The sequence below is a fragment of the Gilliamella sp. B2889 genome (assembly GCF_026536885.1).
GTDB lineage: Bacteria > Pseudomonadota > Gammaproteobacteria > Enterobacterales > Orbaceae > Gilliamella > Gilliamella apicola_E.
This window is the reverse complement of the sequence record NZ_JAFNNF010000001.1, coordinates 511,064-526,912: the sequence shown is the minus strand read 5'-3', so window position 1 is coordinate 526,912 and position 15,849 is coordinate 511,064. Positions and strand designations below refer to the sequence as shown.

Annotated in this window: 12 protein-coding genes; 7 read left to right on the top strand and 5 right to left on the bottom strand. The window is 34.4% G+C overall.

Features of this window, described 5'->3' with window-relative positions:
• Positions 1-48 precede the first annotated feature (48 nt).
• The gene (ilvY, locus tag J3U09_RS02410; protein ID WP_267352675.1) at positions 49-948 is read right to left on the bottom strand and encodes an HTH-type transcriptional activator IlvY; all 900 of its coding nucleotides are present in this window, start codon (positions 946-948) and stop codon (positions 49-51) included.
• Positions 949-1,141: 193 nt separating this feature from the next.
• Between ilvY and prfC the strand changes: the two genes are divergently transcribed.
• Complete coding sequence (gene prfC / locus J3U09_RS02405; RefSeq protein WP_065561949.1) at positions 1,142-2,734, top strand: peptide chain release factor 3; 1,593 nt, start codon at positions 1,142-1,144, stop codon at positions 2,732-2,734.
• Positions 2,735-2,766: 32 nt separating this feature from the next.
• On the opposite strand, the gene J3U09_RS02400 is transcribed toward prfC, so the two are convergent.
• From J3U09_RS02400 to J3U09_RS02385, 4 genes are read right to left on the bottom strand one after another with little or no spacing between them, the layout of a single operon-like run.
• Positions 2,767-3,831 (bottom strand): hypothetical protein, encoded by a 1,065-nt coding sequence (locus J3U09_RS02400; protein WP_267356982.1) that lies wholly within the window; start codon positions 3,829-3,831, stop codon positions 2,767-2,769.
• A 37-nt stretch (positions 3,832-3,868) separates the two neighbouring features.
• On the bottom strand, positions 3,869-5,284 hold the full coding sequence (locus J3U09_RS02395; RefSeq protein WP_220224913.1) for a glycosyltransferase family 2 protein: 1,416 nt from the start codon (positions 5,282-5,284) through the stop codon (positions 3,869-3,871).
• A 33-nt stretch (positions 5,285-5,317) separates the two neighbouring features.
• Positions 5,318-6,202 (bottom strand): hypothetical protein, encoded by an 885-nt coding sequence (locus tag J3U09_RS02390; protein WP_267356980.1) that lies wholly within the window; start codon positions 6,200-6,202, stop codon positions 5,318-5,320.
• Positions 6,190-7,380, bottom strand: a complete 1,191-nt coding sequence (locus J3U09_RS02385) for a YaiO family outer membrane beta-barrel protein (RefSeq protein ID WP_267356978.1) — start codon at positions 7,378-7,380, stop codon at positions 6,190-6,192. Before J3U09_RS02385 ends, J3U09_RS02390 begins: the two co-directional genes overlap by 13 nt.
• Positions 7,381-7,674: 294 nt before the next feature.
• On the opposite strand from J3U09_RS02385, the gene ptrA reads away from it, so the two are divergent.
• From ptrA to ihfB, 6 genes are all read left to right on the top strand, one after another.
• The gene (gene ptrA / locus J3U09_RS02380) at positions 7,675-10,554 is read left to right on the top strand and encodes a pitrilysin (RefSeq protein WP_267356976.1); all 2,880 of its coding nucleotides are present in this window, start codon (positions 7,675-7,677) and stop codon (positions 10,552-10,554) included.
• Between the two features lie 100 nt (positions 10,555-10,654).
• The gene (locus tag J3U09_RS02375) at positions 10,655-11,527 is read left to right on the top strand and encodes a helix-turn-helix domain-containing protein (protein WP_065734569.1); all 873 of its coding nucleotides are present in this window, start codon (positions 10,655-10,657) and stop codon (positions 11,525-11,527) included.
• A gap of 30 nt (positions 11,528-11,557) precedes the next feature.
• Entirely contained in the window at positions 11,558-12,838 is a 1,281-nt protein-coding gene (gene aroA, locus J3U09_RS02370) for a 3-phosphoshikimate 1-carboxyvinyltransferase (RefSeq protein WP_267356975.1), read from the top strand.
• Between the two features lies 1 nt (position 12,839).
• Positions 12,840-13,520, top strand: a complete 681-nt coding sequence (gene cmk, locus J3U09_RS02365) for a (d)CMP kinase (RefSeq protein WP_065734567.1) — start codon at positions 12,840-12,842, stop codon at positions 13,518-13,520.
• Positions 13,521-13,640: 120 nt separating this feature from the next.
• Positions 13,641-15,323: a 30S ribosomal protein S1 gene (rpsA, locus tag J3U09_RS02360; RefSeq protein ID WP_065561941.1), complete on the top strand. Its 1,683-nt coding sequence runs from the start codon at positions 13,641-13,643 to the stop codon at positions 15,321-15,323.
• Positions 15,324-15,422: 99 nt separating this feature from the next.
• Complete coding sequence (gene ihfB / locus J3U09_RS02355) at positions 15,423-15,713, top strand: integration host factor subunit beta (protein WP_065561940.1); 291 nt, start codon at positions 15,423-15,425, stop codon at positions 15,711-15,713.
• Positions 15,714-15,849 lie beyond the last annotated feature (136 nt).

The window sequence follows — 15,849 nt, the reverse complement described above, 5'->3', positions numbered from 1 at the left end:
TTTGCTTAACTGCTATTACTCATTAACTACAGTTTATTATATAATTTATTATTGGGTTGGTAAATTTGGGTTACTAATAATCCAAAATGCTGAAATAATTTTTTCTGATAATCGTCTTTTTTGCACACAGATGCCAACATCAAACGGTTCCATTAAATTGGTTGACCATTCTGTGATGCGTTCTCTTACTCTTTCAGGGCTATTTTCCATTACCACTTTAGGCAATAAAGCCACACCACATCCCAAAGCAACCATGGAGACAATGGCTTCGTGCCCAGCTACCGTTGCATAAATTTTGGGGCTGATGATTTTTTGTTGTTTAAACCATAAATCTATTCGATGTCGGCTTGGACCGTGCTCAGGCAATATGAATGGGATATTATGCCAATCTGGTGCTTTTTGATGCAATTTGTCACTGAATGAACTATTAAGTTTAGGTATGAGTAATACCATTTCAATTTCACCTAATTTAATAAATTCAACACCAGATGGTAGTTGTTTGGGTTTACCTGCAATAGCTAAATCAGCTTGATGAGATTGAATTTTTTCTACAGCATCGGCTGCATCTCCCGTAGATAGTTTAATTTCTACTAATGGGTAGTGTAGGCGAAAGCGATCAAGTATTTCAGGTAGATGGCTGTAAGCCGCTGTGACCGAGCAAAATAAGGTTAATTCACCAACTAATCGTTGATCGGCTTGGTCTAGTTCTTGTTTTAATTGTTGGTGTAGATTAATGACTTGTTGGGCAAAGTGTTTTACTTTTTCACCTTCGTGGGTAATTTGAACTTGCCGGTTGTCGCGGATAAATAATCGATGACCAAATTGTTCTTCAAGGCGCTGGATCTGCCTTGAAAGGGTGGAAGGGCTTACATGCATAGCATCGGCACTTATTCCAAAATGACATGTATCACATAGATGTAAAAACAATTTTAAGTCACGAATATTCATATCTATTTAATTATTGAGAAATATTTAGCGTAGACACCGTTATAATTGATTAATTATATCATCTTCGATTTTATTTGCTCTATTATGCATAGATATCAGGCAAATAGCAAAATAGCGTTCATCAATGGCAATATAGATAGAGACCTGCTAGAATACCGCATCATTTTTTTGCTTAGCTAAATTAATTAATTTTATGACAGAACAAGCTTATTTAGACGAAGTGAATGCTCGTCGTACTTTTGCAATTATCTCTCACCCCGATGCCGGTAAAACAACCATTACTGAAAAAGTTTTGCTTTTTGGACAAGCCATTCAAACTGCGGGAACAGTAAAAGGGCGTGGTGCTAATGCGCAGCACGCTAAGTCAGACTGGATGGAGATGGAAAAACAGCGTGGTATTTCAATTACGACCTCCGTTATGCAATTTCCTTATAATGACTGTTTGGTAAACTTGCTTGATACCCCCGGGCATGAGGATTTTTCGGAAGACACTTATCGAACTTTAACCGCAGTTGATAGTTGTTTGATGGTGATTGATGCAGCAAAAGGTGTCGAAGACAGAACGCGTAAATTAATGGAAGTTACACGTTTACGAAACACACCTATTTTAACTTTTATGAATAAGCTCGACCGTGATATTCGTGATCCGATGGAGTTGCTAGATGAAGTTGAAAACGAGCTTAATATTATGTGCGCCCCAATTACTTGGCCAATTGGTTGTGGCAAGTTATTTAAAGGGGTCTATCATTTAGCTAAAAATGAAACTTATCTTTATCAAACCGGTAAAGGTCATACCATTCAAGAAGTTAGAATCATTAAAGGATTAGATAATCCTGAACTTGATAGCACCATTGGTGATGATTTGGCCCAACAACTTCGTGATGAATTAGAATTAGTGCAAGGTGCATCAAATGAGTTTGATTTAGATGCATTTTTGTCTGGTGATTTAACGCCTGTGTTTTTTGGTACTGCGTTGGGTAATTTTGGTGTAGATCATATGCTTGATGGTCTAACCGCTTGGGCGCCAGCACCACAGCCTCGGCAAACAGATAAACGAGAAGTTGAAGCAAGCGAAGAAAAATTTACCGGTTTTGTATTTAAGATCCAAGCAAATATGGATCCTAAACACCGAGACCGTGTTGCATTTATGCGCATTGTTTCAGGTAAATATGAAAAAGGTATGAAGTTACGCCATGTTCGTATTGCTAAAGATGTTAATATTTCTGATGCATTAACCTTTATGGCAGGCGATCGTGATCATGTTGAGCAAGCTTATGCTGGTGATATTATTGGTTTGCATAATCACGGTACGATTCAAATTGGTGATACGTTTACCCAAGGTGAAGATCTTAAATTTACTGGTATTCCTAACTTTGCACCGGAATTATTCCGTCGAATTCGTTTAAAAGATCCACTTAAACAAAAACAATTGTTAAAAGGTTTAGTTCAGCTTTCAGAAGAAGGGGCTGTTCAAGTATTCCGACCAATTGCTAATAATGATTTAATTGTTGGGGCAGTTGGGGTGTTACAGTTTGATGTGGTGGTTGCCCGTTTGAAATCTGAATATAACGTTGAAGCAATTTATGAGCCAGTAAACGTCACCACTGCGCGTTGGGTTGAGTGTAGCGATGCTAAGAAACTTGAAGACTTTAAACGCAAATGTGAACAGAATTTGGCTTTAGATGGTGGTGATAATCTTTCTTATATTGCACCAAGTATGGTTAATCTAAATTTAACCCAAGAACGTTATCCGGATGTTGAGTTCAGAAAAACTCGCGAACATTAATATGCTATGTAATAAAAGAGACGCTGTCTCTTTTATTTACTTTCCAAACCATTCAAAGCAAATCGTTCAAATGATGACCATTGAGAAAAATAGGTTGATAGCTGGTTAATCGTGCTAAATAATTTTTTTTCTTCCCCCATAAAGCTAATAGATTGATTTAAGCTTGTGGTTTGTAATTCGTCACTTTGTGGATATTGATTGTAATTTTCTGATGTTTCATCTTCAATAATGCTGCTTTCAAGAGCGATAACAATTTTTTTATTGTTGAGCTCTCCCCAAGTTAGCCATTGAGAACAAATCGTATAAATTTGTGCTAACTTTGTGCGATAAGCCATAATAATTAATTTTGAGCTATATGGTAGTGTCTTTTCGACTATATTTTTTCCGTCTTCTATATCAAGTAACCAAAATGGCAAGACTATTTCAATTTTATCATGCCAAGTTTCGCTTAATGTTTTTATTGCATTATTCCATCTTTGCCAAATGTGGCTTTTATTTTGTGCATATTCAGCCAATAAGTATGGTTCAATATCATATTGAATTCCCGCAAGACAAGGATTGTGTATTTGGCATAACTTTTTAATGACTTTATTGCGTTCAATGGCATTTTTTAAACCTGAATCAGTAATCATATCAGGTGCTCCTTCAACAGCAATAATGCTCATTTTCTTTTTAGCTGCGATATCAAGTAGCTGAAATAGCTTATCTTGATTTTGAATATGCCCATTTACAATATTCAATTGGAGATAAACTTGATTAATACCTTTTTGTTTTAGTTTAGTCAGAAATTGACTTGGTGAATGAATCCAATTTTCAGTTTGCCAATTCCACATCGAAATATTGATATCGGATCTATATTGATTGGGCAAAGAGGTATAATTTGACTTCATCTTATCCGCATTTAATTGATTAATATTTGAATAGACATTGGCATTTTTAAGCACCGAATTAGTGTTTATGAAATCTTTTTTTTCAAGTAGCTTTAATATTAAGGTAGCACTTTTTTTGATTTCATGAGTACTTAAGTAATACCAATGTTTTAAATTGATGGAGCTAATATTTAATGCTAAATTTTCAGCAAATGTTGCAGGACTCATAAAACTTATCACAAATAATAAATAGATGATTTTAAGTTTATTTGTCAAATTTTACCCTCTCCATTTTTCCCCAAGATAAATTGCCTTTTATTAATCTAGCATAGCCTTTAAGCTTCCAATATAGGTATAACTGTCGATAACCAAAGTTATCTAGTAATGCAGTAATAAATAGTTTTAGTAGATATCTAGTTTTATCTAATCCTGATAATAACACACCATCAATCGCTATAGCAAAAGCACTTATAAGGCTATTGTATCCAAAAACAATTAAAAAATAAGATAACATTACGTTGCTATCTATCATGTCAAGAGACCAAATCAGCGGTATTAAAAAGTACCCTAGCAGTTCAGCAATTGGACCTAAAATATCGGTTAATATTGAAAAAGGTAATAGCATAAGGCTTAACTTTTTATATTTTAGTTTAAAAGTTAACGACTTAAAATTTATAAAAGTTTGTAGTGCGCCTATATGCCATCGTATACGTTGGTTTTTTAATACCTTCCATTTTTCAGGCACTTGGGTCCAACATATGGCGGTTGGTACATAATCAATTTTGTAATCAACATTAGAGTCATAAATATATTTGTGCAATTTTAGAGTAATATCATAGTCTTCACCAACAGAACCGACACAAAAACCACCGACCTTTATTGCAAAATCTCGTCTAAATAAACCAAATGCACCTGAAATTATCGGTAAAGTATTAAAATGATTCCAAGCAATTTTTGCCAAGAGAAATACTCTCATATATTCAAGAATTTGAATTTGTACGATGAATCTTTTAGATAAATTGATTTTAGATATTATTCCATTTCTAATAGAACAACTATTAGCAACTCGCACAGCTCCACCTACTGCAACTGTTTTTGGGTCGTCAATTAGAGGGACTACAGCTTTGTTAATGGCGTCAGGTGCTAAAATTGAATCAGCATCTATAAGACAGATAATTGGGGAATTACTTAAATTAATTGCTGCATTATGTGCGTCTGCTTTGCCACCATTTTCTTTATCGATAACTCGAAGCCGGCTATCTTTTTTTGATACATAAACATCTCTTATTTTAGCATGAGAGAGTTGATTACGTTCATTTAAGTGATGCGCAATAGGTTGTAAATCAAAGTATTCTTTCACTTTTGAAAAAGTGTTGTCCGTTGAGCCATCATTTACAACTATCATTTCAACATTAGGATAATGAGTTGCTAATGTTGATTCGATACTATCAATTATAGTTACACTTTCATTATAAGCTGGTAAAATGATGGTAATTGGATGTGAAATACCGTCATTTTCGGTCTGGATTTTTCTCTCTTTGTTTGGATTTTTAAGTAACACATAAATTGTTACTAGTAGCTGCACAAAATAGATGAATATTTGCACTAATCCAATTAGCATTATCGTTATAACTAAGAATTTAACACCGAACATCATTATGTTGTTTATATAATCACTCATTGTTTCACCCACATTTCTTGCTTTAAGAATTATTTAATTTTTATCGATAAATAGTTTGCTTTTTAAATCAAAATGTTCTGTTATTAGTTTTTCAATGCTTAATGATTTCTTTATGTAACATTCTTCATTAATGAAATTAAGAAGATAACAACTGTGTATAATCCCTTGTGGTGTTGTTTGTAGTTCCAGTAAGTTTTCAAAAAAAGTTTGCATATAAGTACGCTCATCTTCTTTTGCAAGAATAAAGTAGGGGGTAATGTAGTTCTTAGAAATTTTTTTTAAGATAGTAAAAAATTGGTGATTGGCAAACTCTTCACAATTGATTAGCGATTCAAGCTCTAGAAATTTATTAGAAGGTAAAAGCCTAAAAAAGCAAAATACGCCTTTTTGCGGTATCTTGTTAAATAGCGTAATAATTATCTGAATTATCGAAATACCTGAAGCGTTTTTAACTAGACTCAATGCTGCAGCAATGGCGACTTCTTGACGAGAACTGTTACAAGCCTGAATTAACGCTTGATTCGTTTTTTCGCAAGGATAATATGCTAACATGTTAGCTGCATCAATTTTCTGTTTTATTGTGCCTTTTTTTAATAGTAACCTAAGTTTATTTTGGAATGGTTCCAGATCAAAATAAGTTAAAATATGTTTTTCGCGATGTTTCTCGAAAAAATAGGCAGCAATTATTGCTACGCAATTTAGCGATAATTTTTTTGTTATCTCTTGCTTAAAATAAGATTCATCACCAGTTTTCAATGCTTTTTTGTAAATTTTTAGCAATTGTAATTTTAATTTCTTGTGTCTTCTAAATTGAATTTCACGTTTGATGTAAATTGCAATGGTTACTATCAATACAATAAAGCTAATAAAAATGAAACAGGCATTATATAAATTTAGGTATCGAGTTAGAATGTCCATTTTATTCCACATCCTAGTGTTTTTTTAGTATATAACTTACGGCTGTGGTTGGTTTGAACTCTTTCTTCATTATTATAGTTTACAAACCCAGTTATTGAATTAGATATGTCATATGACAATCCAATAAAATGAGATTTGACTTTAATTAATGAACGATTAAATTTTATCGAACGGTCGGATGTTTCTTGACTATTTGCATATCCTGCAAATAGATGTAATTCTTCTGTAGGTGATATGGTGGTTTTAAATAAATAACCACTCATATGATGGTTGTCTTGATCAAATGTGTTGTACCATTTACCTGCTATGGATAAACGATCATTAAAGAAAAATTGTTCAATACCCGGTGAAATAGTTTTAATGTTGCCATCGTTATAGTGGTCCAACTTTGCATCGAGGGTGATATGGAATGAATTTATTTCATCATTATACGGGGAAAATAATTGATAATCCCCACCGCTTGTTATTGTATATGTTGCGTAAAATTTTTTAGATGTGGCGACAGAACCTGATAGATAACCATACGCTTTATTGTTGAATGTGTGCCAATAAGTGAGGCCTATTTTTTGGTCGTTGCTATGAAAACGGTTTGCTTGGGTAAAATGGCCGGTTATGGTATTTTGCTGTGATAGCCGATAAGATAGTGCTAAATCCACTTCATTCCAATTCGGCAAAGATTTAGATAATCGACTATGTGTGCCAGATAGAACAATATTCCAGTAATGTGTATTTTTTTTTATGTTATCAATGTTTGCCTGTAGGGACAGTAATTGTTCGTCATTAGGTGTTAGATTTAAATACTTATCAAGCAACAATTTGGCTTTTTCGGGATGGTTAGGATCTTTTGCTAAAACAACACTAACTAAACCATATTGCGCATCTACGTAATTGGGGGCGATATCAAGTGCGGATTCAAACGATTTTTTTGCTTGTTCTAACTGAGTTAGTGCGTAATAATTGAAACCTAGTTGGACAAGAATATCGGAATTATTTGGCTGTAGTTGATTCGCTTTTATTAATTTTGATATTGCTAATTCAAAATTTTGTGTTTTTTTCGCATCAATACTTTCTTTTAATAATTGATCTGCTTTTATTGCATCATTATCTCTATTTGTGGTTGCTAATGTTTGATAACTGCAAAACAAAATACTGACAATTAAGACAAACTTATAGTACATATAATTACCTTAATCCATTAAATTATTTCTAAATATCAAAAACTAATGTGTATCTTTATGCGTCGATAAAATCGACAAATTTGGGAAAGTTTGGGACTGAGTAGCGTCTAACGTATTTTTACTAGATTAATACGATAAACGTATTGGGCCGAATTATATATGAAACAGATAATAAAATACATATAAAAATTAAGTATGTTTTTTGAAATTTGACATATGTCCTTTTATTGTTGGTTTTTAATCGTTTTATTTATTAATTCGGAATATAATGAACGCTTATTTGGAAAGAATTCTATGAATAATATGAAAACAAGAACACTATTTTTTACTGCATTAACTCTTTTTTCTTTTAACAATTCATTTGCTATTGAAAATAAGCATGATCATTCTGTTTTATTAGATAAAGTTCACCAAAGCGAACGAGATGATCGTCAATATGAAGTGATTGAACTTGATAATAAAATGCGTGTGTTATTAGTTTCCGATCCTAAGGCAACCAAATCACTCGGCTCTATCGCATTGCCTGTTGGTTCATTATATGATCCAGCCCTTCAACAAGGCTTAGCCCATTACACAGAACATATGGTGTTAATGGGTTCGAAAAAATATCCACAACCATCAAGTTTTACAGAATTTTTGGCTCGACATGCTGGTAACTACAATGCGACAACTAGCGGTAATCGCACCGCATTTTTCTTTGAAGTTGAAAATAGTGTAATTGATAAGGCGTTAGATTATTTAGCCGATGCCATTGCTGAGCCAATTTTTGATCCTAAATTTGCTGATAAAGAACGTAATGCTGTTAATGCTGAGATGACGTTATACCGCTCTAGTGATGGTTTTCGAATTCAGCAGGTTGACGCTGAGACGATTAATCCGGATCATCCGGCATCACAATTTTCTGGTGGGAATTTAGAAACTTTACGTGATAAAGATAATAGTAAATTGCAAGATGCATTGGTTAATTTTCATGATAAATATTATTCAGCTAATATTATGGTTGGGGTTATTTATAGTAATCAACCGATCAAAAATTTAGAAGCGTTGGCTGAATCTACTTATGGTCAAATTCCTAATAAAAATATAACTGTTTCGCCAATTACTCAACAAGCTGTTACTCAGGAGTTTACTGGTAAAGAAATTACTATGATACCAGCACAACCTAGAAAAATGTTGTCGTTAAAATTTCCGATTGAAAATGATATCGACAAATTTTCTGATAAGACTAATGAGTACCTTATTTATCTAATCAGTAATAATAGTAAAAATACGTTAGCTGATCAGCTACAAAAACAGGGCTTAGTTGAAGCCATTCAAGCCACTAGTGATAGTAAATATTATGGTAATAGTGGCACATTTAATATTAATGTTATTTTAACCGATGAAGGCTTAGCTCAGAAAGATAAGGTTATTGCTGCGATTTTTAATTATTTACAATTAATTGAGAAGCAAGGTATTTCTGATGCGTATTATGATGAGATAAAAAAGGTCTTTGCTTTATCCTTTAAGTATAAAGATGTTAACCGTGATATGTCTTATGTAGAATGGTTATCTGATCAGATGCTTCTTTATCCAGTTAAAAATGTATTAGATTCTGATTATGTTGCTGAACATTTGAATAAAGATGCGGTTATCAATCGAATCAAAAGTTTTACTCCAGAAAATGCTCGTGTGTGGTTAATTGCCCCAAATCAAACTACAGATAAAACGGCCTATTTTCTTAATGCACCTTATAAAGTTGATAATATTACTGATGAATTAAAAACAACTTGGACCGATTTAGGTAAAGCGTTTTCTTTTAGTTTGCCTGAGTTGAATCCGTATATTCCTGATAACTTTGATATTGTGAAACAAAATAATGATCAGATTCAACCCGCTACATTTAGTAAACGGGGTAATCATATCCATTTTGTTAGTCGTCACTTTAGTAACGATCCTAAGGCTGTAATTGCTGTTTCTTTACGCAATAATCAGGCGTTTAAAGATGCAAAATCGTCAGTTGCTTTTGAGTTGCTTGATTACATCGTGAGTCGAGATTTGACGCAATTACAATTTCAAGCAGGTAATGCTGGAATATCATTATCAACGGGTCTTGATAATGGTTTGATGGTAACCGCTAATGGTTTTAATCAACATTTACCGGATATGGTTTTAGCTATTCTTAATAGTTATCGCCAAGTGACCATTGATGAGCAAAATCTACAATTAGCTAAATCATGGTATCTTCAACGACTTGATGGAGCTGACCATTTTGAAAGTGTGCGTTTAGCGTCAGAGCCTGTTCTCGCATTATCTAAAATGCCTCACTATTATGAGCGAGGTGAAAGACGACAAATTACCAATAATATCACTGTAAGTGATGTTCAAGCTTATCGCGATAGTTTGATGACTCAATCAGTTCCTTATATGATTAGTTTGGGTAATATCTCAAATGAAGATTCATTAGATCTTTATCATGCCATTCAAAAGACTTTAAAGCGTGATGTTGAATTTACACCATTAGATGATATTAAAATTAAAACTGCCTTTACAGCTAGAATAACCCAACAAGCAAAAAGCACAGATAATGCGTTGTTAATGACCTATTTTCCAATCAATTATGAATCCACTAAGAGTCAAATAGTTGGATATACTTTAGCTAACATTATGTATTCTTGGTTTTTTGATCAACTGCGTAGCAATGAACAATTAGGTTATCTGGTTGGTGTTTTTCCATCATACATAAGTGAATCAGTAGGACTAGGGTTTGCTGTTCAAAGTAATCAATATGATCCTGCTTATTTATTAAAACGTTACCAAGCGTTTTATCCAACAATGTTAACTAAACTAGAAGCATTATCTAATGATGATGTTGAGGAGTATAAGAGAAGTATCATCGAAGAGCAGACAATGCCACCACAATCTTTAGATGAAGAGTTTGATCGTTTGAGATCAGACTATCGCTTATCTCGTTTCCAATTCGATTCGCGTGATAAAAAAATAGAGTTACTTAAGAAACTCACTAAAGAGGATTTAATTGAATTTTATAAAAGTGCAGTTATTGAACAAAAAGGTTTGGTAATAGCATCGCAAGTATTAGGTCAACCAGAGGATGGTAAAAAACAACCTGAAGCGATTACCGATTATACTGAGTTCAAAAATGCATCATCGTTACAAGACGAATTGTTAAAATAATATTCTTAAACATAGATTCGATCTGAAATATCATTACATTAAATTGGCATTGTACTTATCATATGGTACACTGCCGAAATCCCAATAGTTTGAGTAAATTATGATTACTGGATCGACTGATTATTTTGCTATCGGACAGCGGTTACGAGCTTATCGTATCGCTGCCTCTCTTAGGGCTGAAGAGGTTGCTGAAAGTCTTAGGATCTCAAGAGCTGCGGTTTACCGTTTAGAAAAAGGCGAAATCGTTAAAATAGAAACGCTTGAACGATTAGCTTCTTTGTTAGATACGTCATTTGCTAGTTTACTTGGCATTGATACAGAATATTATTCAAGTGGTGATGGTTTTTTTGAGCGTATGCGTCAACTCGAAGAGCAGTCCACTCATATCTTTTCTCATTTCGATCCCTTTTCTTTTCTTTTAACTTCGCCTGATTATTTGTCTCATTTAGGGATGATGTTAAGAGAATCGAGTGATAATATTGAAGCTGAAAGATATGCGACTTCTTTATCTATTTTACATGATCGCAAAACTCAGTTTTATCAATCTGTCCCTAAAGTAATTAATTTAATTAGCTTACGTAATGTTGAACGGTTTTTGCATATCGGCTTAGTTGGCAATCTGACTATTTCGCCGGGTAAAAAGTCTGAAAGAATGTTGTTGGCGCGCAAGGAGGTCTATCATTTAATCGAATTAATTGAAGATCAAGCTTATGCACCAACAATTGCTATTACTGAGCAAGCTATTCCATCTATTGCTTTCCAAATATTTTATCAAAATGATAATGCGTTAGCTTTAGCTATGAGCCCGTTTAGATTAGGTGAGTTACCTAATATTACAACTGGTATCGCCTCAATAACTTCATCAGAAGATGCGATTAAGCGTTATCGTCATTTATTTGATAAATTGTGGCAAGATAGTGCCAAAGATCAGCAAGCGATAAATTTATTGAAAGCCACCTTAGATAAATTCTAAAGAATATTGAAATTATTAAAGAGAGTTACTATGTTATCTTTAACATTACAACCGATAAAAAAATTTAGTGGTACGATTAATCTACCTGGTTCTAAAAGTGTTTCAAATCGTGCCTTACTTTTGTCTGCACTTAGCAATGGTAAAACACGATTAACTAATTTACTTGATAGTGACGATGTGCGCTATATGCTTGATGCTTTAAAAGCTTTGAATATTAAATATCAATTATCAAGTGATCGAACAATTTGTGATATTGAAGGAGTAGGTGGCAAATTACACTCTACTCATCCATTAGAGCTATTTTTAGGTAATGCTGGGACCGCTATGCGTCCATTAGCCGCTGCGTTGTGTTTAGCTGATAACAATATTGTATTAACCGGCGAACCTCGTATGAAAGAGCGTCCAATTGGCCATTTGGTTGATGCTTTGCGTCAAGGTGGGGCTAAGATTGATTATCTTGAAAACGAAGGTTATCCTCCATTACATATCCATGGTGGTTTCACCGGTGGAAAGATTGAGGTAAATGGTTCGGTATCAAGCCAGTTCTTAACCGCACTTTTAATGGCTGCACCGCTAGCTGCCAACGATACTGAAATTACTATTATTGGTGATCTGGTTTCTAAACCTTATATTGATATCACGATAAAAATGATGGAGATGTTTGGTGTTTCGGTTATTAATGAAAAATATCAAAAATTTATCATTAAAGCTAATCAAACTTATCAATCACCAGGCCATTATTTGGTTGAGGGTGATGCCTCTTCAGCCTCTTATTTTTTAGCTGCTGCAGCAATCAAAGGTGGCACTGTTCGCGTAACAGGTATTGGTATAAAGAGTTTACAAGGCGATACCCAGTTTGCACATGTGCTTGAAAAGATGGGCGCTAAAATCACTTGGGCTGATGATTATATTGAATGTACTCGCAATGAATTAAATGGTATTGATATGGATATGAACCATATACCTGATGCAGCAATGACCATTGCAACTACTGCGTTATTCGCTAAAGGTCCAACGACTATTCGAAATATTTACAATTGGCGTGTTAAAGAAACGGATCGCTTATCAGCAATGGCAACCGAGCTACGTAAAGTAGGTGCGACCGTTGAGGAAGGGGATGACTATATTACAATTATTCCTCCAATTAAATTAAATCATGCTGATATTAAAACTTACAATGACCATCGTATGGCAATGTGTTTTTCATTAGTTGCACTGTCTGATACTCCAGTCACAATTTTAGACCCAAAATGCACAATGAAAACCTTTCCTGATTATTTTGAACAATTTAAACGATTAAGCGAAATATAACATGACTAAAAATATTCCGGTTATTGCTGTTGATGGACCAAGTGGAGTTGGCAAGGGCACTTTGTGTCAAGCATTAGCGAATCATTTTAAGTGGCACCTTTTAGATTCTGGTGCAATTTATCGTGTGCTTGCACTTGCTGCTTTGAAACAAAATATTGCTTTAGATGATGCTAAACAATTAGCAACATTGGCTCTTAACCTGCCGCTTACGTTTGATACCAGTAGTGATGATGTGAAAGTTTTGTTAGATGATGTGGATGTTTCTCGCGAGATAAGAACAGAAGAGACTGGTGGAGCCGCTTCAAAAGTTGCGTCAATAAATGAAGTTAGAGTTGCTTTATTACAGCGACAACGTGACTTTAGACAGATGCCAGGGCTAGTTGCTGATGGTCGTGATATGGGGACAGTGGTATTTACTGATGCCCCAGTTAAACTATTTCTTGATGCTAGTGCACAATCAAGGGCAGAAAGAAGAATGAAACAGTTGCAAGATAAGCAAATTCATGCTAAATTCGCCGAAATTTTGCAGGAGATAACCGCGCGAGATGAACGAGATCGTAATCGAGTTGTTGCGCCATTAAAGCCTGCGGTTGATGCACTAATAATTGATACAACATCGCTTTCAATTCAAGATGTTTTTAATCAATCTGTTATGTATATTAAAGAAAAACTTGCGCTGTAAGTTTATATTTAAACTTTGGCGTGAACCAAGCTCCATTACAAGGATGAGTGGAGTATCGTAAACAACCCCACAAGACATGAAGTAATGTGGACGTTAAATTAAACTTAAAGTAAATAAAATATGACTGAATCTTTTGCTCAACTCTTTGAAGAGTCTTTAAATCAACTAGACACTCGTTCTGGTAATATGATCCGTGGTACTGTCGTTGCAATCGACAAAGATGTTGTTTTAGTTGATGCTGGTTTAAAATCTGAATCAGCAATTCCAGTAGAGCAGTTTAAAAATGCCCAAGGCGAATTAGAAGTTCAAGTTGGCGACGTTGTTGACGTTGTTCTTGACTCAATTGAAGATGGCTTTGGTGAAACAATTTTATCTCGTGAAAAAGCTAAACGTCATGAAGCGTGGCTAACATTAGAGAAAGCAGTTGAAGATGCTGCAACCGTTTTAGGTGTTATCAATGGTAAAGTTAAAGGTGGCTTTACGGTTGATCTTAATGGCGTTCGTGCGTTCCTACCTGGTTCGCTTGTTGATGTTCGTCCATTACGCGATACTTCTCATATTGAAAATAGAGAAATCGAATTAAAAGTTATTAAATTAGATCAAAAACGCAACAACGTAGTTGTTTCTCGTCGTGCAGTAATTGAATCTGAAAATAGCGCAGAAAGAGAACAACTTCTTGAAAATCTACAAGAAGGTTCTGAAGTTAAAGGTATCATCAAAAATCTTACTGATTACGGTGCATTCGTTGATCTTGGTGGGGTTGATGGTTTACTTCATATCACTGATATGGCTTGGAAACGTGTTAAACACCCAAGTGAAGTGGTTGAAGTTGGTCAAGAATTACTTGTTAAAGTTCTTAAATTCGATAAAGATCGTTCACGTGTTTCTCTTGGCTTAAAACAATTAGGCGAAGATCCATGGGTTTCAATCGCTAAACGTTACCCAGAAGGTACTAAAGTAACTGGTAAAGTAACTAACTTAACTGATTACGGTTGTTTCGTAGAAATCGAAACTGGCGTTGAAGGTTTAGTTCACGTTTCTGAAATGGATTGGACTAACAAAAACATTCACCCATCTAAAGTGGTTAGCTTAGGTGATGAAGTTGAAGTTGTTGTTCTTGAAATTGATGAAGAACGTCGTCGTATTTCTCTTGGTCTTAAACAATGTAAACCAAATCCATGGTTACAATTTGCTGAAGCACACAATAAAGGTGATAAAGTTAGCGGTAAGATCAAATCAATCACTGACTTTGGTATCTTCATTGGTTTAGACGGTGGTATTGATGGTTTAGTTCATCTTTCTGATATTTCTTGGAATATGCCAGGTGAAGAAGCAGTTAAAGCTTATAAGAAAGGTGATGATATTGAAGCCGTTGTTTTACAAGTTGATGCTGAGCGTGAACGTATCTCATTAGGTATCAAACAACTTGAAGACGATCCATTCAGCAGTTTTGCATCTAACTTCAAAAAAGGATCAATTGTTAAAGGTAAAGTTACCGCTGTTGATGCTAAAGGTGCAACAATCGAAATTGCTGAAGGTATCGAAGGTTACTTAAAAGCACAAGATATTGCTCGTGAACGTGTTGAAGATGCAACTACTGCATTGAACGTTGGTGATGAAGTTGAAGCGAAGATTGTAAATATCGATCGTAAAACTCGTGCAATTTCTTTATCTATCCGTGCTAAAGATGAAGCTGATGAGAAAGAAGCACTTGCTGCTGTAAATAATACTGCACCTCAAGAAGATGCGTCATTTACTAACGCAATGGCTGAAGCATTCAAAGCTGCGTCAAAAACTGAGTAAAAAATATCTATTGAAAGAGTAAAGAGGGCTTGCCCTCTTTTTCTTTTGTGGTATAAAATGAATAAATTATATACTACATAAATTAAATTAGGAGTGACCATGAACAGATCCGATTTAGCTGAAAAAATAGTCAACTGGCGGGCACACCTTCCTGTGCAACTGGTTGATGATGCTGTTAGAGATATTATTGAGCAAATCGCATTAGCGATGGAGACTAACGATCGTGTTGAAATCCGCGGTTTTGGTAGTTTCAGCTTAAATTATCGTGCTCCACGTAAAGCAAGAAACCCTAGAACAGGTGGAAATGTTGAAGTTAAACACAAATATATTCCTCATTTCAAACCAGGGAAAGAGCTACGTGAACGCGTAAATAATGCAGCTAAAGCATAATTAAATTTAGTTAATAACAAAAAAGCCTTTGAGTAAAATCAAAGGCTTTTTTGTTATTGAATAAGTTATTTTCTTTAATATAAAAAGTGAAAGAGTTATCTGTAAATTGGAATAGAGATCTAATATTAATTATAAA

What these genes read in the sequence shown, in the direction of transcription:
- ilvY (WP_267352675.1), bottom strand. Translation starts at nt 948, where the DNA reads ATGAATATTCGTGACTTAAAATTGTTTTTACATCTATGTGATACATGT.
- prfC (WP_065561949.1), top strand. Translation starts at nt 1,142, where the DNA reads ATGACAGAACAAGCTTATTTAGACGAAGTGAATGCTCGTCGTACTTTT.
- J3U09_RS02400 (WP_267356982.1), bottom strand. Translation starts at nt 3,831, where the DNA reads ATGAGTCCTGCAACATTTGCTGAAAATTTAGCATTAAATATTAGCTCC.
- J3U09_RS02395 (WP_220224913.1), bottom strand. Translation starts at nt 5,284, where the DNA reads ATGAGTGATTATATAAACAACATAATGATGTTCGGTGTTAAATTCTTA.
- J3U09_RS02390 (WP_267356980.1), bottom strand. Translation starts at nt 6,202, where the DNA reads ATGGACATTCTAACTCGATACCTAAATTTATATAATGCCTGTTTCATT.
- J3U09_RS02385 (WP_267356978.1), bottom strand. Translation starts at nt 7,380, where the DNA reads ATGTACTATAAGTTTGTCTTAATTGTCAGTATTTTGTTTTGCAGTTAT.
- ptrA (WP_267356976.1), top strand. Translation starts at nt 7,675, where the DNA reads ATGAATAATATGAAAACAAGAACACTATTTTTTACTGCATTAACTCTT.
- J3U09_RS02375 (WP_065734569.1), top strand. Translation starts at nt 10,655, where the DNA reads ATGATTACTGGATCGACTGATTATTTTGCTATCGGACAGCGGTTACGA.
- aroA (WP_267356975.1), top strand. Translation starts at nt 11,558, where the DNA reads ATGTTATCTTTAACATTACAACCGATAAAAAAATTTAGTGGTACGATT.
- cmk (WP_065734567.1), top strand. Translation starts at nt 12,840, where the DNA reads ATGACTAAAAATATTCCGGTTATTGCTGTTGATGGACCAAGTGGAGTT.
- rpsA (WP_065561941.1), top strand. Translation starts at nt 13,641, where the DNA reads ATGACTGAATCTTTTGCTCAACTCTTTGAAGAGTCTTTAAATCAACTA.
- ihfB (WP_065561940.1), top strand. Translation starts at nt 15,423, where the DNA reads ATGAACAGATCCGATTTAGCTGAAAAAATAGTCAACTGGCGGGCACAC.